This window comes from Nocardiopsis alborubida, assembly GCF_012396365.1.
Lineage (GTDB): Bacteria > Actinomycetota > Actinomycetes > Streptosporangiales > Streptosporangiaceae > Nocardiopsis > Nocardiopsis alborubida.
The window spans coordinates 132,015-151,145 of sequence record NZ_JAAXPG010000020.1 but is presented as its reverse complement, the minus strand read 5'-3'; the positions used below and the strand labels follow the sequence as shown (position 1 = coordinate 151,145).

General features: G+C 68.2%; 18 protein-coding genes. 15 read left to right on the top strand and 3 right to left on the bottom strand.

What is annotated here, in order from left to right; genetic code table 11:
• The first annotated feature begins 15 nt into the window (after positions 1–15).
• From HGB44_RS20850 to HGB44_RS20830, 5 genes are all read left to right on the top strand, one after another.
• Positions 16–630 carry a restriction endonuclease gene (locus HGB44_RS20850; RefSeq protein WP_061080236.1) on the top strand — a complete coding sequence of 205 codons (615 nt, stop codon included), beginning with the start codon at positions 16–18 and terminating at the stop codon, positions 628–630.
• The gene (locus HGB44_RS20845; protein WP_061080235.1) at positions 627–1,409 is read left to right on the top strand and encodes a CBS domain-containing protein; all 783 of its coding nucleotides are present in this window, start codon (positions 627–629) and stop codon (positions 1,407–1,409) included. The genes HGB44_RS20850 and HGB44_RS20845 overlap by 4 nt, the downstream gene beginning before the upstream one ends.
• Positions 1,410–1,629: 220 nt before the next feature.
• Entirely contained in the window at positions 1,630–3,399 is a 1,770-nt protein-coding gene (locus HGB44_RS20840; RefSeq protein WP_061080234.1) for a hypothetical protein, read from the top strand.
• A 4-nt stretch (positions 3,400–3,403) separates the two neighbouring features.
• Positions 3,404–3,946, top strand: a complete 543-nt coding sequence (locus HGB44_RS20835; protein ID WP_061080233.1) for a hypothetical protein — start codon at positions 3,404–3,406, stop codon at positions 3,944–3,946.
• A gap of 123 nt (positions 3,947–4,069) precedes the next feature.
• Positions 4,070–4,786, top strand: coding sequence for a DcrB/PsbP domain-containing protein (locus HGB44_RS20830; RefSeq protein ID WP_168444086.1), 717 nt, complete (start codon positions 4,070–4,072; stop codon positions 4,784–4,786).
• A gap of 74 nt (positions 4,787–4,860) precedes the next feature.
• On the opposite strand, the gene HGB44_RS20825 is transcribed toward HGB44_RS20830, so the two are convergent.
• The gene (locus tag HGB44_RS20825; protein WP_061080231.1) at positions 4,861–5,376 is read right to left on the bottom strand and encodes an SWIM zinc finger family protein; all 516 of its coding nucleotides are present in this window, start codon (positions 5,374–5,376) and stop codon (positions 4,861–4,863) included.
• A gap of 124 nt (positions 5,377–5,500) precedes the next feature.
• Between HGB44_RS20825 and HGB44_RS20820 the strand changes: the two genes are divergently transcribed.
• A complete protein-coding gene (locus tag HGB44_RS20820) occupies positions 5,501–5,800 on the top strand; it encodes an NIPSNAP family protein (RefSeq protein ID WP_061080230.1) in 300 nt (99 codons plus the stop codon).
• Between the two features lie 114 nt (positions 5,801–5,914).
• Here the strand turns inward: HGB44_RS20820 and HGB44_RS20815 are convergent, their stop codons facing one another.
• Together HGB44_RS20815 and HGB44_RS20810 are read right to left on the bottom strand one after the other, a co-directional pair.
• Positions 5,915–6,433: an RloB family protein gene (locus HGB44_RS20815; protein ID WP_061080229.1), complete on the bottom strand. Its 519-nt coding sequence runs from the start codon at positions 6,431–6,433 to the stop codon at positions 5,915–5,917.
• Positions 6,434–6,467: 34 nt separating this feature from the next.
• Positions 6,468–7,880, bottom strand: a complete 1,413-nt coding sequence (locus HGB44_RS20810) for an AAA family ATPase (protein ID WP_168444085.1) — start codon at positions 7,878–7,880, stop codon at positions 6,468–6,470.
• 513 nt (positions 7,881–8,393) lie between these two features.
• Here HGB44_RS20810 and HGB44_RS20805 point away from each other — a divergent pair.
• The 9 genes from HGB44_RS20805 (at position 8,394) to HGB44_RS20765 (ending at position 19,011) form a co-directional block, all read left to right on the top strand.
• Complete coding sequence (locus HGB44_RS20805; protein ID WP_061080227.1) at positions 8,394–8,747, top strand: DUF6507 family protein; 354 nt, start codon at positions 8,394–8,396, stop codon at positions 8,745–8,747.
• 130 nt (positions 8,748–8,877) lie between these two features.
• Positions 8,878–11,211, top strand: a complete 2,334-nt coding sequence (locus HGB44_RS20800; RefSeq protein WP_061080226.1) for a hypothetical protein — start codon at positions 8,878–8,880, stop codon at positions 11,209–11,211.
• A gap of 8 nt (positions 11,212–11,219) precedes the next feature.
• On the top strand, positions 11,220–11,543 hold the full coding sequence (locus HGB44_RS20795; RefSeq protein WP_061080225.1) for a hypothetical protein: 324 nt from the start codon (positions 11,220–11,222) through the stop codon (positions 11,541–11,543).
• A gap of 121 nt (positions 11,544–11,664) precedes the next feature.
• On the top strand, positions 11,665–13,176 hold the full coding sequence (locus HGB44_RS20790) for a DUF6177 family protein (RefSeq protein ID WP_210751930.1): 1,512 nt from the start codon (positions 11,665–11,667) through the stop codon (positions 13,174–13,176).
• A gap of 60 nt (positions 13,177–13,236) precedes the next feature.
• Positions 13,237–14,259, top strand: a complete 1,023-nt coding sequence (locus HGB44_RS20785; RefSeq protein WP_061080224.1) for a hypothetical protein — start codon at positions 13,237–13,239, stop codon at positions 14,257–14,259.
• A 374-nt stretch (positions 14,260–14,633) separates the two neighbouring features.
• Positions 14,634–14,903, top strand: a complete 270-nt coding sequence (locus HGB44_RS20780; RefSeq protein ID WP_061080223.1) for a hypothetical protein — start codon at positions 14,634–14,636, stop codon at positions 14,901–14,903.
• Positions 14,896–15,507, top strand: coding sequence for a DUF6879 family protein (locus tag HGB44_RS20775; RefSeq protein WP_061080222.1), 612 nt, complete (start codon positions 14,896–14,898; stop codon positions 15,505–15,507). The genes HGB44_RS20780 and HGB44_RS20775 overlap by 8 nt, the downstream gene beginning before the upstream one ends.
• A gap of 61 nt (positions 15,508–15,568) precedes the next feature.
• Positions 15,569–17,944 (top strand): ATP-binding protein, encoded by a 2,376-nt coding sequence (locus HGB44_RS20770; protein ID WP_061080221.1) that lies wholly within the window; start codon positions 15,569–15,571, stop codon positions 17,942–17,944.
• A gap of 503 nt (positions 17,945–18,447) precedes the next feature.
• A complete protein-coding gene (locus HGB44_RS20765; RefSeq protein WP_061080220.1) occupies positions 18,448–19,011 on the top strand; it encodes a hemerythrin domain-containing protein in 564 nt (187 codons plus the stop codon).
• Positions 19,012–19,131: the final 120 nt, after the last annotated feature.

Sequence of the window (19,131 nt, the reverse complement as noted above, 5' to 3'; positions counted from 1 at the left end):
GAAGAAGCGAAGTCCATGAGCGAGGTTGCCCCAACCGCCTGGTTGATCCGGTCCGGACACCATGGCGGGCGCGAGAGCATGTGCCTCCGGGAAGGCATGGTCATCGTCGGCTGGCACATCGGCGATATCAACGAGTGCCGCACTCGGGGGGAACTGAAGCGCCGGGTCCGCGCTGCCTACCCGGATGCGACCAAGGGCAGTGTCGTCAACTGGACGGGGCAACTGTGGCGCTTCGCCCGCCTCATCCAGGAGGGCGATCACGTGGTCATGCCGCTCAAGAACTCTTCCAAGTCCTCCCAAAAGGTGGCGCTCGGTCAGGTCGTTGGCCGCTACGCGTACGGCGACCAGGTTCCCGAAGGGTTCCGCCACATGCGCAGGGTCGAGTGGCTGCGCAAGGACGTCCCCCGCACCGCGATCCAACAGGACCTGCTCGACAGTATGGGATCCCTGCTCACGGTGTGCGGGCTGACCCGGTTCGACGCCGCCCGGCGTGTGGCGGTCCTGGCTGGGAGAGATAAGGATCCCGGAGCTCCGACCGTGGCGGAGAAGGAGGAGTGGCACGAGGCCGAAGGCCACGCCGAGGTTCTGGCCCAAGCCGCGGCGAGGGATCCCCACGACCCATCACGATGACGATCCGCAAGTTCCCGTCCTACTGGAACGTGGCGCGACGTACCCCTTCCTCCGAGGCGGCGATTCAAAGCGACCTGGAGGAGAAGGGACTGACCACACAGCCCTCGTTCACCGAAGGATGGATCGACAACACCATCGACATCGTCCGGGCCGGGGAGGAACCCACCAACGAGGAAGCCACGTCCACTCCGCTACGAGAGAACGAGGTCGAGGAACCCTTCGAGTCCACGTCGTCCACGCTCCGGGGCGGGGGTCTGGAGGCCGCGAACCGGAAGGTTGTCTCAGTCAGGCCCCAGGACACGGTCCGCAAGGCGGTCACCACCATGATCTCCCGCAACTTCTCCCAGTTGGCGGTCATCGCCGATGACGGTCTCCGCCATGGAGTGGTGAGCTGGGAGTCCATCGGCAAGATGAGGCTGGGCGGTTTCGAACCCACGTCCGTGGACCAGGTGAAGGCAAGCGTCCCCGTCGTCGAGCAGGACGACCTGCTCTTGAACCAGATTCCGCACATCTACGGCCACGGCTTCGTTCTTGTGCGCAACTCCGACCTGAAGAGCGTGTCAGGCATCATTACCACGGCGGTTCCCCCGCGCCAGGGGCGAGGGTCAGGACACCGAATCCGCCTGGTCCGCGCGAGGAATCTCCGCGTCTCTGACTTCCGAGGAGATTCGAGGATTCCCAAGGATTTTTCCCCAGGACACCAAAGGCGACTGTTCCCCCAAGACCCCACAAGGTTACAGAATTACGCCAGAACCACACCTTGCCCCCTTACCACATGAATACTGATGTTTTTATAGTTACTCCGGCCAGATGGCCTGCCCCTCCCTCCATCTCGAATTCGCTCTCCAATGACCAGAGAAATTCACATATGCTGAGCACCACTCGCTCCCAAGACCTGGAGTCGACTTCCCCTCCGTCCCTGGCAACCCCCTGGAGCGACGCGTGGCCCGACCGAATCTCCCCGACAGCACCATGGGAAGCACGTCGCCCACACCGCCCGTGCCATCCACGTCGCCCCTGCCGCCCACCGCCTCCTACACCCACAGCAAGGCCACCCGCCTTCTGTGCGCAGGGGCCTACCTCGACCCCGAGTTCCGCGAAACCGCCATCACCGAACTCATCGAACACCCCGAACGCACGGTCCCCCCGTCCCTGGGCTACGACGTCGCGACCGTGCTCCGGCACTGCCTGCGGGCCAGGAGCATGGACATGAAGGCCGCGAGCCTGGTCCTGGCGATCGTGATAGTCCTGGTGGTTTGGGGCCTGGTGGCTGGAAGCCTGAGGATCGAGAGCCTGGTGGCCCTGTTCTCGTTGATCAACCCGCCCGACTTCCTGATCCTGTTCGATGCGACGGACCCGCCCGAGTTGACGGACCAGGAGAACTCGACCGCGAGGGCGATGGGAACGGCCGCACTCATCTCCTTGGCCCTGTTCGCCTTCGTCGGTCTGTTCTCCCGACGCCGCCAGAAGCTTCTGGGCCGGAGTGCACCATTCCTGACGGCGAGCGGCCGACGCACCACCGGTCCGGTCAGCCGGGGCCGTCGCTTCCGCGCCCTGGTCCTGGCCCTCCTCAACCTGGCACTGACGGTGCTGTGGATCCTGTTCGCGTATTCGTTCCTTGGAGCAGGCCACGTTCCCGTGGCTCTGGCCCTCCTCTCCCCGCCGGCGCTCCTCCTCGCGATCGGTGTGTGGCACCAACTCGACCTCTCCAGGGTCCTGTGGACGGAACTGACCCGCCATTCCTTCACCGGCACATCCCCGGAGGTCGCCCCTTCCCTGTTCACGAAACAGCGCGCGGGCACCATGGCCGCGATCGACAGGGAGCAGTTCTCCCGCCTCATCCTCTACAACGAGGACGATCCCTTCCTCGGCGCCGGCGACCCCTACCGCCCCTGGTCGTTGGCACTGGAACTCGAACGCCGCCCCGACACCCCGGACAGCGCCAAGCCCCTGGACGGCCGCCGCGTCCTCGACCTCATCACCCCGCGGTTGGCGAAACTCGCCGAAGTCTCCTCCCGGACCAGCAGGGACCGGCTCAAGGACATGGAGCTACAGGAGTGCGTCCTCCTCCCCGCCGCCCTCCCCACTGATGCGCGACGCGCCAAGCTTCCCTACGGGGACGGCAACATCCGTAGACACCTCGAAGAAGCCACCGGTGAAGGCGCGGAGCAGCGGCGGCACTTCCTTCGGATCCGGGTGGGCGGTTGGGGAGAGGAGGTCGTCACCACCGTCTTCGTGCGGGTGCACACCCAGGGCGATCTCCTCATCCTCGAAGTTCTGCCCTACGTCCTGCCACCGCTGCGGAGCGCCTTCCACGAGGTGGACACCCTCACCGAGCGGTCGACCCGCTTCCGGATGTCGGCCCTGGTGGCCGCGCCCGCGATGACGATGACCGTCCTGGCCCGCGGGACGGGCACCCTCAGGTCGTGGTGGTTCGAATGGCGCGGGCCCGCGGGTGGGAGGGCCCAGAGGGCGCCTCAGCTCAGCGTCCGCGAGTTGGGCTCACGCGGCACACGGTCGATGCTCCAGGAGATGGACGTCAAGCGGTACGTCAAGACCATCCAGGACCGCATCACCTCCGGGGCACACCAGGCCCTGGCCGAAGCCGGCTACAAGACCGAGGAGTTCCAACAGCAGGTCGTGAACATCAGCCGCGGAGGCGTGTTCATCGGCGGTTCCATGACCGGATCGATCGCCACCGGGGCCAGCGCGCAGGCCGTCACCGGCACCGATCCGACAGCCACGGCAAAAGAAGAGGACAAGAGGTAACACCATGGCCCACGACGACACCACACCGGCCGCGGGCTCGGTGTCCATCGACGGCTCGCTGCACGGCGGAGCGGTCTCCACCGGCACGGGCGGCTCCGCCGAGGCGTCCGCCCCGGCGGCTGCCGGCCCCAGGGAGGAAACCCGCCGGAGCGGCCCGGTCACACCCCCGAGGAGGACAACCAGGAACCGCGCCCCCGGTTCCGTCACCATCGGCGGCGACGCCCGGGAGGTGGCGATCGCCACCGGGGACCACGGCACCGCGCGCTTCGAGGCCTCCTCCGACGCCGTTCTGGACGAGCGCTACCGGGAGCTGCTGGAACAGGTCCTCCTGCTGCGCCAACAGCTTCCCCTGTTCGCCGGCGCGGAGGGGGTCGCCGAGGTGGAGGCGGAACTGGTCGAGGCGGAGGAGGAGATCACACAGACCGGTACCGCAGCCCCAGGCCGGCTGCGCAGGTTGTGGGAGCGGTTGGAGCAGGCGAACACCGCACTGGGCGCACTGTCCTCGGCGACCGCTCTGGCCGAGACGGTGCGGCAACTCACCGGTTGAGGAGGAGCCATGTCCGATTCCACGGATATGCGTTGGGACCCCGACCAGCAATGCTGGGTCGAAAGAACGCGCCCGGGGTCTGCTGGAGGCGGAAGAGCGAAGCAGGTGAACATATCGGCCCTGGTGCTGGTGTCACTGCTCGTCGTGCTCGTCGTGTTGGCGGCCGGTGTCTACGCGAACGCCCCCGATACGAACGCTCCCGACGGGAACGGCTCTCCCCTCGCGGGTGGGACCGGTGCCACGGAGCCGCCCGAAACCCCGCCCGAAACCCCGGATGAGGACGGGTGCGCAGACGGGTTGGGCGGTGAGCACTGCGACGACGAGGCGAGCCCGGCAGAAGAAGACCCGGCAGCAGAGGACCCGGTACCGGAGGGGTACGAGCTCCACGAGGACGCCAGGGGATTCGCTTTCTACCTCCCCGAGGGGTGGCAGCGCGATGACGAGGGACTGTCGGAGGACATCTTCTATTACCAAGGTAGCCGGAACCGCCTCATCCGGATCACCGATTTCGGGGGCGCACACGACTCTCCCGAGAAGGCCATGCAAGCCTTGGAAGCCGACCACCAGGACAGGCCCGGGTACTCCGTCCACGAGAGGTCACGGCGGTACCTGGGCAGGGAATCCCTGAACATGGAGATCGACTACGCCTACCACCTCAACTACCTCTACGAACACCCAGAACTCGGCCCCCGGGATGTGTACGCACGCACCTTCCTCGGCGGAGACGGCAAGGTCTACATGGTGTCGGCCGCCGGACCGCAGGACGACTGGGGTCCCACCGAGAAGCTCTACGCGAGGGCCGCGGACTCGTTCTGCGTGGCCGACTACGACTGTCCCTGACCGGGACGGCCTCTCCAGGGCTCCGCTTGCCGCCCCGCGCGAGGGCACGCCCGGCCGCCTCAGGAGCGGCACGATCAATCCGTCATACGGCCGATCCGCTCGTACATGGGCGCCAGCCGGGAGGCGACGCCCGGGGTGGAATCCTCCCAGTGCGCGAGCGGGTCGAAGGAACGGGGCGGGGCCAGCCGCACGGGCTCGCCCACGGCCCAGAAGTCGGCGACGTGATCGACCAACGGCGCCACCTCCACTCCCAGTTCTCCGCCCGGCCCGCTCCTGCTTCTCGAGGCGTCCAGGGCGGCGATCACCTCGTCCTCGGCCCTTCCCAGCCACGCGAAGAGCAGCAGCGGGGCGTCGTCGAGCGCCGAAGCCCACGTGTACAGGACCGCGGCGCCGTGTTTGCAGGGATGCCCCCGGTCCGGGCAGGTGCAGTGGACGTCGAGGTCGTCGGCGGAGTCGGGGAAGAGCCGCACCCCGTGGCGGGCGAACACCTCCTCGGCATCCCCGGGAAGTTCGTCGGCGAGCAGGTCAGTGGTGGCGTCGGGGTCCTGTGCCAGGTCCTCCAGGATCCGGTCCCACCGAAGCCGGTACATGCCATCCCTCCGGCCCGGGCTGGGACCACGACCTCACACGGGCATGACCAGCGGGTACGTGCGCGGGAACCCGCGGGACCGGCGCTGATCGATCCCGCGTCCACCACTTCGGAGAGGCGACAGCATGGCCGTCACCACCCAGGTACGCACCTACACCGTCCGAGAGGGTCTGCTCGACGAGTGGGTCCGGCGTTGGAGGGAGGAGATCGTTCCCCTGCGTCTGGAGTTCGGCTTCTCCCTCGGCGGCGCCTGGATCGACCGGGAGAGCCACCACTTCATCTGGGAGATCTCCTACGACGGCCCCGAGTCCTTCAATGAGAGCAACCGCCAGTACTGGAACTCCCCCAAGCGCGAGGCGATGGACCTGGACCCCGAGGACTACCTGGTCTCCACCGACGCCCGCGAGGTCACCCGGGTCCACTGACCCCGCGTCTCCTCCTCAGCGATGGCGAGCAGGTGCGCGCGGCGCTCCTCCGGAGTCAAAGCCCGGAAGGTGCGCCGCCGTGCCACGCGCGTCAGTTCTGATCACTCCGCGTCCTCACGCGTGGTCGAGAAGACCGCGAACCAAACGGTGGACGTTCGTCCAGGGGTTCTTCTTGCTCGGGTGGAGGGTCTCCTGGTGCCGCTTCTCCAACAGTTCGGCGCGTCTGATCGCCTCCTGCTGGGGCTGACCGAGGAAGTGCTCGGGATCGAAGTCCTTGCGCCTGCTGTAACAGCACCCCAGCCCCTCCATCTTCGCGATGGCCTGCTCCGTGGTCAGGTATCCCGCGGGCTCCCTCTGGTGCAGGTACAACCAGAGCTCGAAGCACGGATTGGCGTAGGCGATCTCGATCCCGCTGTCCCGCGCCAGGCCCATCGCCCGGTCCAGCGAATCATGGGGACGGGGTGCCTCGACGTCGATCACACACCACACCTCGTCGTACTCGGTGCCCTGGTCCCCGCGCCGCCTGTGCGCGAACTCCTGTCTCTTCTGCGCGGCCAGGACCAGGCCGTACGGCTCTCCGTGTCTGTCACCAATGTCGATCGACACGTTCGAGAAGCGCTGCTTCTCCTTCATCTTCGTGAAGTAGGTCGTCCCGCCATAGGTGTCCTCACAGAAGATGAGATATCTGCGCTTGAGGTTCTTCGTCCCGGTTTTCTTCGGGCTGAGAGAGGTGTTTCGCTTCTTCTTCGGCGCCACACCGGCACGTTAGCGCACGTTCGGCGACAAGACGGGTGAGTTCGTCACTTATGCCGCCATCGAAAACCGGCACAGCGGAAAAAGCGCCCAGAAGGTACTTCTTCACCACATCATCGCGGTCATCGCGCACCTTGTACTCGCGCAACGCGACCAGTTCGGTGGCTCCGTCCGCCCCCTTCTCGGTGAACCACGTCTGGTCCCGGGTCAGGTATCCGAAGGAACGACGGCTCAGCAGAGTGACGTCGTGGGTGTTGAACACGAGCTGGGCGCCACGGGGGTTGGTCTCCGGCTCGGAGAAGAGCCGCACCAGCTGTCCGGCCAGGTTCGGGTGCAGCCGTGCGTCCAGTTCGTCGACGACGAGCACACGCCCCTGTTCCAACGCCCGGACCACCACACCGACCAGTTCCAGCCAGGTGTGCGTACCGTGGGACTCCGCGCCGTAGGGCAGCTCCACGCTGCCGCCGGGGGTCCGGTGCTCGACGACGATCTCGGGTGACTGGCGCCAGCCCTCCGGGTCCGTGGGGGGCCCTTCGGGGTGGAGCACCCGGAAACCCGCCGCGAAGTGCGCCGTGGCCTCCTTGGGCATCTCCTTCTCCTCCGAACGAACACCGGTGATCCCCAGGTCCGCGTATCTGAGCAGGAGGGTGCACAGGTCCCGTTCGGGCCCCGTGAGCATGCGCAACGTCAGGTCCAGGCGTACGGGAGCGTTCGTGTCGAAGGCCATCGTGATCCGGTCGACCCAGTCGTAGACGCTGGTGAGCAACGGGTGGTTGCCCGCCGCTCCCGCTGACACGAAGAGGCTGTTGGGACGGACGGACTCCTGGACCATCCGGGTCCGGTTTCCGAAGCCCCGACGCAGGCCGGGGCCGAGCTCGATCTCCTGGCCCTCACGTTCGAAGAGTGTCCGCATACGGCCGCGCGGCCAGCTGTACAGCCACTCCGAGGTCACCGCGCCGTCGTCCACCGCGAAGCCGTACTCGTGGCGATCACCGTCAAGGACGAAGTCGAAGGCGAACTCCGATCGCCTGGCCACCGCGGCCTCGTCGAGGAGGAAGGGAACACGGCCGGTCCCACCGCGGGGGTGCCACCGGTTGTGCGAATACCGGACGGCGTCGCGCGCGTAGGCCATCGCCGTCATCAGGTTGGACTTTCCCGAGGCGTTCGCGCCCAGGACCCCGACCACGGGCAGCGCCTTCAGCCCGGTTCCGGGAATCTCCCGCATCGCAAGGTCCTCGTGATCGTCGGCAGCGACCAGGCTCAACTCCTGTTCGTCCCGGATGGACGCCCAGTTCGCCACACGGAACCGCAGGAGCACGGTCGCCACCTCCCTGACTCTCACAAAGGATTTCGCTAGTCACCGTAGCCCGTCCGACTCACTTCTATGCATCTTTCCAGCATCAAATTCGGAGAATTTTTCCCTGAACCAATCTGGAACGAACACCGGCAAGTGCGCTCAGTCCCATGAGGCGGCCTGGGACACCGATGCCGCGCTCGGACCCCGGAGTCCAGGACCTCGATGACCGCATCCGGCCATATCCCCAGCGCCGATGCGCACGTGCGTGACCTGGGCGTACTCCCGGGAGAAGCTCCTCCACCACGCACCCTGGGCAGTGACGTGCGCCACTCGGGCTCCACGCCCCTCCTCGTGCTTCCCTGGTCATTCCTCGTCTTCACCTGCACATACGCGCATATCTATGCCACACCGACCTGACCTTCGGAAACCACGCAAAGGATGGGAAAACGTCTCACCCCTGTGGAACTCTCGGTGAGTGCGCGGCCACCAGACATGCGGTCCGCCACCGCCCTCCACCGCCCCCGACGGAGAAGGAGCCCCCACATGTCCGCGTGGAACATCCAGGTGTCCGAGGTCAACGGAGTCCTGCGCAACGTCTCCGGTCTCATCGGTGACGAGGAGGGCACCACCGGGCTGTCCGGTGAGTACACCGACCTCGGCACGCGCTTGGAGGAGGTGAACTCCGCGGCTTCGAGCGTCCCCATCAGCATCGCGCTCGGGGAGTTCGGCACGCACTTCCTCGGCGTCGTCGGGGAGATGATCACCCTGAGCGCGAGCGCCACCGGAGGCGCGGGCGAGGCCACGATGCACTACGCGAACGGCAACCTGGAGATGGCCGAGAACGCCCAGGCCAACGCCGGAACGGTGCCCGACCCTCCCGCGATCCAGCCGCACTGACCCTCCGCCCGGATGCTCCCCAGGCCCACCGGCGCGCCGGGCAAGGCGCCGCGGCCAACGTGCCCCTTTCCATCCCCGTCTCCCCTGATGCCCCTCCGGCCCTCTGCCCTCCCCCGTCCCCAAAGGCCCCATGGAATTCACCTCCTTCTCCACAGAGTCGTGCGCACCCGCCAGCGACGGCGGGATCGTACCCGGCTTGGTCCCCATCCCCAACGTCGATCCCGACGAGCTCGAAGAGGCCGCCGGCCGGCTGCGCGCCGTCGGCGAGGCCATCGAGGAGTCGGGTGAGGGCATCACCTCCACCTGGGCCTCCCTCACCGGCATCTACGTGGCGCCGGAGGCCGACACCCTACTCAGCGCCTTGGACCCGGTCTCCTCCGACGGGTCCGCGGTCGCGTCCGGCGTCAGAGACGCCGCCGGTGCGCTGGAGACCTTCGCCGAGACCGCGCGCGAGCTCAAGTCCCGCCTGACCGGCCTCAAGGCGGAGGCCGAGGCTTTCCGCGCCGACGTGGGCTGGGACAGGGAGTGGCTGGAGGACGAGGACGAGCGCGAGCGCAACAACGACCTGAACAACCGGGTCGCCGCGGCCGTCCACGAGTACCAGGAGGCCGAACGCGCCTGCGCCAACGCGATCGGCCAGCACTACGGCGGTACCTTCTTCACCGGCCACAGCGACAAGGCCAACCACGACCAGACCTCCACCGGCGGCGACCGCACCTGGCAGGTGTACGGCACGGCTTCGGCCCCCGTCGACCAGGCCAACCCGTGGGGTTCAGCGGTGGACGAGCCACCCGGCGCCCTGGAGAACCTGTTCTGGAGTGTGGGCGACATCGCCATCGGTGCGGTGGTCGGCCTGGGGGTCACCACCGGGCTGTACCGGGACGGCCGGTTCGTCTATCCCTTCGGTACCGAGCACGGCCAGAACCTCCTTGCGAACTGGGAGGAGGCCAAGAGCAGCTTCTGGGCATTGGCAGGCTCGGACGGACAGGGCGAGTGGATCGCGCCGGACAGCCTGGACGCGCAGTACGCCAACGCGAAGGAGGCGTGGCAGGCGTACGGCGACTCCATCGTTCCGGTGAGTGAGTGGGACCACCGGCCCGAGTACACCATCGTGAACGGAGCCGGGAACATCGCGCTCATGGCTTCTCCCCTGGGCTGGAGCAGGGTCTTCCTTGACGGCCCCGACCTGGGGTCAGGGTCCGGGTCGGGATCGGGATCGGGGTCCGACGGTAACGGCTCCCCTGGCGGCGGCCACAGCACCCACGGTGTGAACGGCGCTGGCAACGGGCTCCGCGGCACCGACACGGTGGGCATGGCCACCACAGCCCCCGCCGCAGGTCAGCCCGACCCGGGCGGTGCCGTAGGCGGGATGCACGAGGCCCTGGCCGGTCTGGAGAGCCAGCTCGGCGGATCTCCCAGTACCGAGGGGACACCGCACGGCTCCCCGCCCCCGGCAGCTCCTCCGGCACCGGAGACCCCCACCGCTCCCGTGGGAGACGCTCCCTCCCCGAGCGGGGACGGAACGGTCCCGAGCAGCGAGGGCACCCCGGTGGGGGGCGAGGCCGATGCGCCGAGGGAGACCAACGCCCCGACCGCCCGGGAGCTGCATGAGGGCACCTCGGACAGCGGCGCCGGCACCTCCCGTGACCCCTGGGCGGCCTCCCCCGTCGATGACGGCTCCACCTCGGGGCAGGAGAGTCCCGCGGCCCCGGTCACCAGTCCCACCGACGCGGACAAACCCACAAGCGACACTGTTGCCAACAAAGATGCGGTTGGCGCCGACAGCAACCCGAACGGAGGGCACAGCGGCCATCCGGACGGCGACGCGGCCACCCCGGCGGAACCCGGTGGAGGACACAATGGTGGAGGGCATGGTGATGGCTCCGACGGACCTCCCGTCAGCCCGGATGACGGGCAAGGGGAAGAGCCCGACGATAATCCAAGCGATGCCCATTCGAGAGGCGGACCAGCACAGCGGGTCCTGCTGGATGCATTCAATGGCTCCATTTCCGACAGCACGCTCCCACCCCCGGAAAACCTGGCGCCCGGACGCTACAGGGAAGAACAACCAAAATTCAATGACATCGAGAGCAGGATCGGCGAAGGATGGGAGCACTTTTCCGAAAAAGAGAAATCCATTGCGAGCTTCCTGGAGGACCACGGAATCAGCACACTCTCGGTCGACGAGTCCACAATAGAAGGCAAAAAATCACCAGAATCCGTGATATCAGGAACCCAGCTCACCCTTGAGTTCAAGACAGCCGAATCCGACAGCAAAAACGCCGTCATTCAGAACATCCGCAGCGGGAAGAAGCAGTCCAGCCGCCTGGCCATCGACCTGCGAGCAGCGGGGACCACCCAGGATACAGCCTTTTCAGCACTACGGTCAGCACTCCCCAGAAATGGCGGAGACATTGATGAGCTCATTTTGATCGGTAATGACTACGTGATCACCTGGCCATAAGGAGAAAAGTGGCGCGCTCAGAATTTATCATGACTTCCGAAGGAGTGGACGAAGTCGTCGCCAAGATCCGCTCCATGCCGGACTATGAACACGAGAAAGCAATCGTCGACACGGTCGAGGTTCACCTGGGGGGGATGATCCTCGATATTGAAGAGCTCGACATCTATGATGGGTTCAGCACATCCATAGAAGTTTACGGATCAGACTGGAACGAAGTATCGAGGAATGCTGAGTATATTTTTCACCTACTGGAAAATGAGACCGGCTGGCGCCTGGGAATGCGATTCGACGGAGATGACAACCCTACATGGGAGCGACCCGGGCTGCCCTGAACTCAGAGCACGTTAAATGTTTCCGGCTGACTCCACGAGAAACTGCGTGAGGAAGCCGAGGGCAGAGCCACCGAGTAGGACCAGCCACGTCCCCGCATCCGTTCTTGAAGGAGCTTTTCCCGTGAGCCGCACCCTGGTCGCCCTCCTGGAGCACCCGCCGGGCGTCCCCGGGCTGACACGCGCCCTTGCCGCGGCCGGGCCGTCACTGCGCGTGCGCCTGGTCGCCGACGGCGCGCTCGTCCAGCTACGCGACGGGGCGGGGCACCTCGTCGCGGCGGTGCACGCCGCCCAACGGCTCGCGGTGTCGGCCGAGGCCGAACGGCTCCTGGACACCACGCTTCCCGACACCCTGCCCGCACAGCCCTGGTGGGTGGAGGCCCGCACCACCGAGGCGGGTCTGGCCGACCCCACCACCCGGCAGGCGATGCGCCGCTTCGCCGACACCCTGGTGGAGTGGTACGGCGGGCTGGTGTGGCAGCCGGAGCAAGGCCTGCCGCGGCTCGACGGGCTGCCCGTCCGGGACACAGGGCATCCGATGGTCTCCGCGCTCACCGAGGAGGCCGCCGTCGTGGTCGAGGACCGGCCCGTCGTCCCGGTCTCGGCCTGGCTGACCGACGCCCTGGCCGCTCACGCGCGCCAGGGCCGAGCCCTTCAGCTGGTGACGCCCCCGGGTTCACGCCTCACCGAACCGCTGGCGACCCTGCTGACCGCGCCCCTGGCCCGCTGGGCGGTGGCCGACGGAGACGGGTTCCGCGACGGGTTCTCCGGCCGCCCGCTGCACTGGGATGAACGCTACGGCCTCATCGCCGACCCGCCCGGCACCCCGGTGGCCGACTCCCCGCTGCGGACCGAACCGGCCCCGGAGGAGACCGACCACCAACTCCAGGTCACCCTCAAGGCCGACCACCCGGCCGATCCGAACCTGGTCCTGGGCCAGACCGTCGAGCTGCTCACCGAGACCCTGGCCGGAGCCGCGCCCTCCCTGTTCGGCCCCACCGAACCCGCCACCCTGGCATGGGAGACCGACGCCCTCACGGACCTGTGCCGGAACCGGTCTCCCCGTCCCTCGTGGCTGGTGTTCGCCGGACCGCCCGGGTCGGTGCGTCCCGAGGGCGTACGCGCCTTCTGCGGCACTCTGCGGGTGCGCCGGACCCGGGAGGGCGTCCGCGAGACCGTCACGCTCACGGTGAGCCATCCGCCGGGGGACGAACCGGATGTGTCCTCCCTGGTGCCGATCGTGCGGGAGCTGACCGAGTGGGGCGTACTGCACGTGATGGAGGTGCGCCGCCGCCGAGGCCGCGCGGACCTGAACCGGAGTCCCCACCGGACGGGCGGACCGACACCGGTGGGCGTGGCCCTGGGGGTGGAGACCGTCGCTTCCCTGGGAGTCGACCGCGCCCTGGACGCACCCGTGCGCGCCGTCCCGGTCGGACCTGCGATGACCCCGGCCGTCTGGTACGACCTCACCGGTGGCGGTGGCCACGGCGGCGGGGGCTGGGCTGGCTTCGGCGCGCTCCTGACCCACGTGGACCCCGACAGGGAATCCGGGCAACAGTCACCGGGACAGGGCGAGGAAGCGGACACGGACACCGTCCCGGTGATCAGGTTCCGGATGCCCGCGACCACCGACTGACCGGAGCCCCTCAGAGAGCTCTACGATGCCGGGGAACCGGAACCGACGAGAGGGGACCCGATGCGGGAGACGCGTCTGCTGGGCGAGGACTGGCACGGGGCACGCCTCCAACTGGTCAGAGACACCTTGCTGGTCGTCGTGGACGACGAGTCCGAACTCGGTCTCCTGAACGACGGCTTCCTCGCGGCCGCCTTCGACTTGAGGAGCCGCCGCCCCCTGGGCCCCGCGCTCTCCTTCGCCTCGCCGATCCACCTGGTCGACCTTCCCGCACTCGGACCCGAACCGGTCCTGGCGTTCACCACCTCCAAGGACCTGGTGATCGCCGACGTGCGTGACGGGTCCGTCCTGGAGACCTTCCCCCTCCCCGGCACACGGACGGGGGAACAGGTCTACGACATGTGCTACCTGGCCCTGGGCCACTACGGTGGCCGTGACCTGCTCTTCCTGCATGAGGGCGGCTACGGGACCTACGACCACTGGGTGTCGGCGATGGACCTGGCCACCGGCGAGCCCGTCCCCGCGATGACCTACGAGCACTACCGATACCGGGAGGTCAGCGAGCGGCTCACCCTACGGCACGGTTACCTGGCTTGGCCCAGCACCGAGGAGGTCGTCGAGTTCGGGGCCGAAGACTTCAGCGTCTTCGACAAGTGCTTCGTCTACGTGCAGCGGGCGGATGACGGCGCATGGGTGGGAAAGGTGGGTCTGTACAGCGGGGTTCCCGAGGACCGGGACGTCGAGATCGCTCACGCGGCCGGACGCACCTACCTCGCCGAGGCCGGGAACATCGTCACCCTGCCCGACCTGGAGCCGGTGTTCCCGGAGGATCCGTGGGTGCTGGTGTCGCGGGTGACCGAGTGGGGCGGCCGTCCGGTCGCCGTCCTCATCCAGAGGCGGCGCTACCTACAGGAGCCTTCGGGACAGTTGTGTCATCTGTTCCTGGACACGGACGCCCCGGAGAAGGCCGTCATCCCCTGGTCGGTGCCGCCACAGGTACACGACCTCCTGGCCACACCCGACGGCACGATCGTGGTCTCCTCCGCCGAGGGCGTCCACGTGCTCGACGTCGACCCCGTGCCGTGACGGAACCGTGCGCGCCTCGTATGCGAATCCGCCATAGGTTACCCGCGAACAGGGAATTCAGGGACCAAAGACCCTTGTTTCCCTCCCGCACCATGGCCGGATGCGGACAAACCACATTTCACTTCAGCAAAAGCCGAGAAACAGTCTCACCGCCACACCAGAAGGCAAAAAGCCACCCTTGGCACCACACACCCCCTGACCTGTCCTTCAGGCGACACGGCAAGCTGGGACCGATTCAAAGGAACACGGAACGCCTGGCGGGGAAAGACGATAGTGTCCGTGGGCGACACGATCATCACCCAGGCAATACGTGCTTTCGTGTTATTTTCGTCAGGCGCACGTACACCCCCGAACAGTGCGTGGAAGGGCTCACGATGACACGTCCCTGGGAGGCGGATCCCGCCGCGGACATGGCACGGAGGCTGGGCAGATCACCGGCGGAGCTGGGCAACACCGACCACGTCGACGGATGCCCCGACATCTGGGAACTCTCCAACGGTGACATCGCGGTGATCGGCCGTGACCTGACGCGGACCTATGCCCATCGGCTCCCGAACGGGGCCGCGATCGCGGAGGACGAGCGACTCGTCGTCATCCCCCGTTCCACACTGATCTCAGCGAAATCGGATATTCCCGATGCTTGACACCATCGACTCCCTTCCCGGCGATCACCTGGCGCTCACCGACTACTCCAGTGACTTCAGGAACCGTTTCGGGTCACTCAGGGACACCGACGTCTACAAGCTCGAACGGCAGCAGGAGTTCCATCAACCGGAAAGCAGGAGTTGGCTGGCCTTTCTCGACGGGCGCCGGGACGAGTCCCTGCGCCTGTTGGAGGACAACCGCCCCGCTCTTCGGAAGGAGTTCGCCCGCCTCGCCCGGGCGGGGTGCGGTGTTCGCCGGGTCCGGGTCGTGGAGAAGCCCTTCCCCGTCTACCTGCTCTGGGAACTGCACTCCCTGCGGGTCCGGGCCCAGTGCGGCGAGGACATCCGCGTCGTCTCCCCCGAACGGCTCGCGTCCTTCGAGCAGGACCGCCCCGTTCCGGAGGTCGTCACCCTCGGAGACGAGGTGACCTACAAGATCCTCTACGACGAGCAGGGCGTGCTCCAAGGGGCGGTCCGATTCGCCGATCCCGACGTCACCGCGCAGTGCAGGTCGGAGATAGCGGCCCTCCACGCGGCCGCCGAGGCCTTGGAGTCCTACTTCGTCCGCGAGGTGGGCGGGGCGGACATCGCCGGTGTCCGATAGAGGCACGCCCCGACACGGCGAGGAAGCGGAGGAGGACCCGTCCGACGGCGCACGGTCGCGGATGGCGGACGTCTCCGGCCGCGCGGTCCAGGCACGCGACGTCCGGGGCGGGGTCCACTTCCACGGGCACGGGTCGGACCGATCCCCCGCCCCGGTGCCCCGGCAGCTCCCCGGTGACGTACGCGGGTTCGTGAACCGTACCGGCGAACTCGAGATCCTCAGCACGCCGGTGCGGGGAGCCGCACGAAACGAGGACGGCCCCTCCGAGGCCACGGTCCATGTCATCGCCGGTACCGCCGGAGTGGGCAAGACGGCTCTCGCGCTGCGCTGGGCCCACCGGGTTCGGAGCCACTTCCCCGACGGACAGCTCTACGTCGACCTGCAGGGGTACGGTCCCGGGCTGCCCATGGCCCCCGAACAGGTGCTGGACCGGTTCCTGCGGGCGTTCGGGATCCCCGCGAGCTCGATTCCCCCCGACACCGACAGCCGCTCCGCCCTCTACCGCTCCCTCCTGGCCGAGAAACGCGTCCTGATCCTGCTGGACAACGCCTCGACCGCGGCACAGGTCCGCCCGCTGCTGCCGGGTTCCTCCGACTGCGCGGTCGTGGTCACGAGCAGGGACCGGCTGTCCGGCCTGGTCGTCAGGGACGGCGCGCAGCGCCTCACCGTGCGCACCCTGGACCCCGCCGAGGCGGTGGAACTCCTGGAGCACGTCACGGTCCGCCACCGGCCGCAGGACGACCCGCAGGAGGTGGCCGAGCTCGCCCGGCTGTGCGGACAGCTCCCCCTGGCCCTGCGCATCGCCGCCGAGCGCGCGGCGAGCCGCCCGCACATGCCGCTGGCCGACCTCATCCAGGACCTTCGCGACGAATCCTCGCTGTGGGACGCCCTGGCCACCGATGACGAGGAGGAGGCCGGCACGGTCCGCTCCGTCTTCGCCTGGTCCTACCGGGCCCTGCCCGAGGGCGCCGCACGCCTGTTCCGGCTGCTCGGCCTGCACCCCGGACGGGACTTCACCGCCGGAGCCGCGGCGGCCCTGGCGGACCTGCCCGCCCGTCGGGCCCGGCGCACCCTGGACACCCTGGCGGGCGCCCACCTCCTGGAGCAGACCGGCCCGGACCGCTACCGGTTCCACGACCTGATCCGCTCCTACGCGATGGATCAGGTGCGCGACGGGGAGGAGCCGGGTCCGCGGAGCGAAGCCCTGGATCGGCTCCTGACCTGGTACCTGCGCACCGCGTACGCCGCGCTCGGGGTGGTCGACTCCAATCTTCGGCGTCCCGAACCGGACGGGCTGCTGCGCGGCGAGGCGCACGGGAGCCCCGTCCTCACCGACAACGGCGACGCGGTCCGGTGGTTCGAACTGGAAGGAAAGAACCTGATGGCCGCGGCGGCGACGGCCGCCGCCAGCGGTCTGGACGGCCTCGTCTGGCGGTTTCCCCTGGTCCTGCGGCACTTCCCCGCCTTCCACAGCCTCGGCGCGGAGTGGACCGCCGCTGTCCGCCGCGGTCTGGAGGCGGTACGACGCGAACGCCGCCCCTCGGTCGAGGCCGACCTGGAGGAGGGCCTGGGCATCGCCTGTCTGCAGTCCCACCAGCCCGATGACGCGATCACCCACCACGGGCGTGCCCTGGAGCTCCGGCGCGAGCTGGGCGACGATCTCGGTGCGGCCATGTCGTTGAACGCCATCGGCCTGGTCCACCTGCGCGAGCACCGGCTCGGTGAGGCCCGTGACCATCTGGAGCGTTCCCTCGGGTTCGCCGGGGCCCTCGGGGACAGTCTCTGGGAGGGGATCATCCAGGGAAACCTGGTCCGCTGCCTCCTCGACCTGGGCAGGCCGGAGGAGGCGGCGGCCCTGGCCGAGCAGGCCATCGGCGTCCATCGACGGACCGGCAACCGTATGAGCGAGTTCGCCTGTCTGACCTCCCTGAGCGCTGCCTGGCGGGAACTCGGCCGGGCCGACCGATCACTGGGCTTCATCCAGAGGGCCCTGGAGCTGGCCCAGGAACTCGAACACACCGTCCGGGAGGGGTACGCGCTCCTCGAACTCGGCAGGACCCACGTCCTGCTCGGGCACATGGAGGAGGCTCTGTCCTGCTTCCACGAGGCGGCGGTCCTGCACCGCGCGATCGCCGACCACGTGCGTGAGGCGGAGGCCTTCGAGGGGGTGGGCGAGGTCTACGGTGCGCTGGAGCGCCCCGAGGAGGCGGCGAAGTTCTACCGGCAGGCGGCCAGCGGCTACCGCAGGTACCGGGACCGGTGGAGGCTGGCGGTGTGCCTGGACCGGCTGGCCTCAGTGGTGGCCGCCAGCGGTGACGCGGAGGCGGCTCGCGGACACTGGCGCGAGGCGCTGGAGGCCCTGGAGGGCTTCTCCGATCCCAGGGCCGTGCGCCTGCGCGAGGAGGTCGGCGCCCAGGTGCAGGGCACGGACTCCTGACACCGGGCGTCCGCTCCACATCGGAGAGCACCCGTACGGTGTCGGCCCCGGTTTCGCCGTGCATCGGATCCGACAGGACCCCTCCGGTGCGGATGTCGATCGCGACGCTGCCCCGTTGGCGGGCCAGGTTCTGCGGGACCGCCACCTGTCCGACCGCGGCGAAGGCCCCCGTGTACGAAGCCCCGTTCGCACTGAACTCGTCGGTGTGGTCCCCCCGGGCCGGATGCCACTGCCCCTCACCTGAGGAGGAGTTCAGGCTCACCATGGCCGCGTCACTGCCCGGGCACCCGAAGACCGCCGCCGCACCGGTCGGGGCGAGGAACCCGTCCTGGACGCCGGTTCCGACCAGCCCTCCGGCGGGTCGCGTGAACAGATCGGCCGTCCCGGTCCGTCACACCGCAGCCACCCCGTGGAACGCGACGAACCGCGACTGCCGTGTTAGGAAGGGACCGTCACGGGCAGTGGTCATCGACACCGCTATCCGTGATTTCAGGGGGAGACACATGGCCGCGGAAGCCCAGAAGCCCGACCTTGTCGAGGTCATCATCTCCGACCACCGCCAGGTCGAGCGGATATTCACAGAGCTGGAGGGCCCGCTTTCACCTGAGGCGCGCAAGCAGCTCACAGAACACGTGATCACTGAGCTGGTGAGGCATTCGGTCGCCGAGGAGCAGCACATGTACCCGGCGGCGCGCCGGGTGCTGGACGACGGTGACCAGATCGCCGACCACGAGCTCCAGGAGCACGCCGAGGCCGAGCAGGTGATGAAGGACCTGGAGGGCCTGGACGCCGACGACCCCGAGTTCCAGCGGCTGCTGAACACGCTGATCTCGGATATCCGCCACCACATCGAGGACGAGGAGAGGGACCTGCTGCCGCGCCTGCGCGCCGCGTGCACGCCGGAGGAGTTGCGGGACCTGGGCGCCAAGGTGGTCAAGGCCAAGGAGTGGGCGCCCACGCGCCCCCACCCCAGCGCGCCCGACACCCCGCCCGCCAACAGGATCCTGGCCCCGGGGGCGGGGCTCATCGACCGGATGCGCGACGCGCTCTCGAACCGCAACTCCTGAACATCCGCCGCACGGCCCCGTTTTCGGCACGAAAACGGGGCCGCTGTGTGCGTGCGGCGTGTGGACTCAGACCTGGTCGGCGCGCATGCGGTCCCCGGAGGCCGGGACGGCGTCCCCGCC

Excerpts from the sequence above, each read along its gene's own strand:
- HGB44_RS20825 (WP_061080231.1), bottom strand. The coding sequence starts at position 5,376 with ATGTACCGGCTTCGGTGGGACCGGATCCTGGAGGACCTGGCACAGGAC.
- HGB44_RS20785 (WP_061080224.1), top strand. The coding sequence starts at position 13,237 with ATGCGGGAGACGCGTCTGCTGGGCGAGGACTGGCACGGGGCACGCCTC.
- HGB44_RS20835 (WP_061080233.1), top strand. The coding sequence starts at position 3,404 with ATGGCCCACGACGACACCACACCGGCCGCGGGCTCGGTGTCCATCGAC.
- HGB44_RS20805 (WP_061080227.1), top strand. The coding sequence starts at position 8,394 with ATGTCCGCGTGGAACATCCAGGTGTCCGAGGTCAACGGAGTCCTGCGC.
- HGB44_RS20770 (WP_061080221.1), top strand. The coding sequence starts at position 15,569 with ATGGCGGACGTCTCCGGCCGCGCGGTCCAGGCACGCGACGTCCGGGGC.
- HGB44_RS20845 (WP_061080235.1), top strand. The coding sequence starts at position 627 with ATGACGATCCGCAAGTTCCCGTCCTACTGGAACGTGGCGCGACGTACC.
- HGB44_RS20765 (WP_061080220.1), top strand. The coding sequence starts at position 18,448 with ATGGCCGCGGAAGCCCAGAAGCCCGACCTTGTCGAGGTCATCATCTCC.
- HGB44_RS20780 (WP_061080223.1), top strand. The coding sequence starts at position 14,634 with ATGACACGTCCCTGGGAGGCGGATCCCGCCGCGGACATGGCACGGAGG.
- HGB44_RS20775 (WP_061080222.1), top strand. The coding sequence starts at position 14,896 with ATGCTTGACACCATCGACTCCCTTCCCGGCGATCACCTGGCGCTCACC.
- HGB44_RS20850 (WP_061080236.1), top strand. The coding sequence starts at position 16 with ATGAGCGAGGTTGCCCCAACCGCCTGGTTGATCCGGTCCGGACACCAT.
- HGB44_RS20820 (WP_061080230.1), top strand. The coding sequence starts at position 5,501 with ATGGCCGTCACCACCCAGGTACGCACCTACACCGTCCGAGAGGGTCTG.
- HGB44_RS20815 (WP_061080229.1), bottom strand. The coding sequence starts at position 6,433 with ATGAAGGAGAAGCAGCGCTTCTCGAACGTGTCGATCGACATTGGTGAC.
- HGB44_RS20800 (WP_061080226.1), top strand. The coding sequence starts at position 8,878 with ATGGAATTCACCTCCTTCTCCACAGAGTCGTGCGCACCCGCCAGCGAC.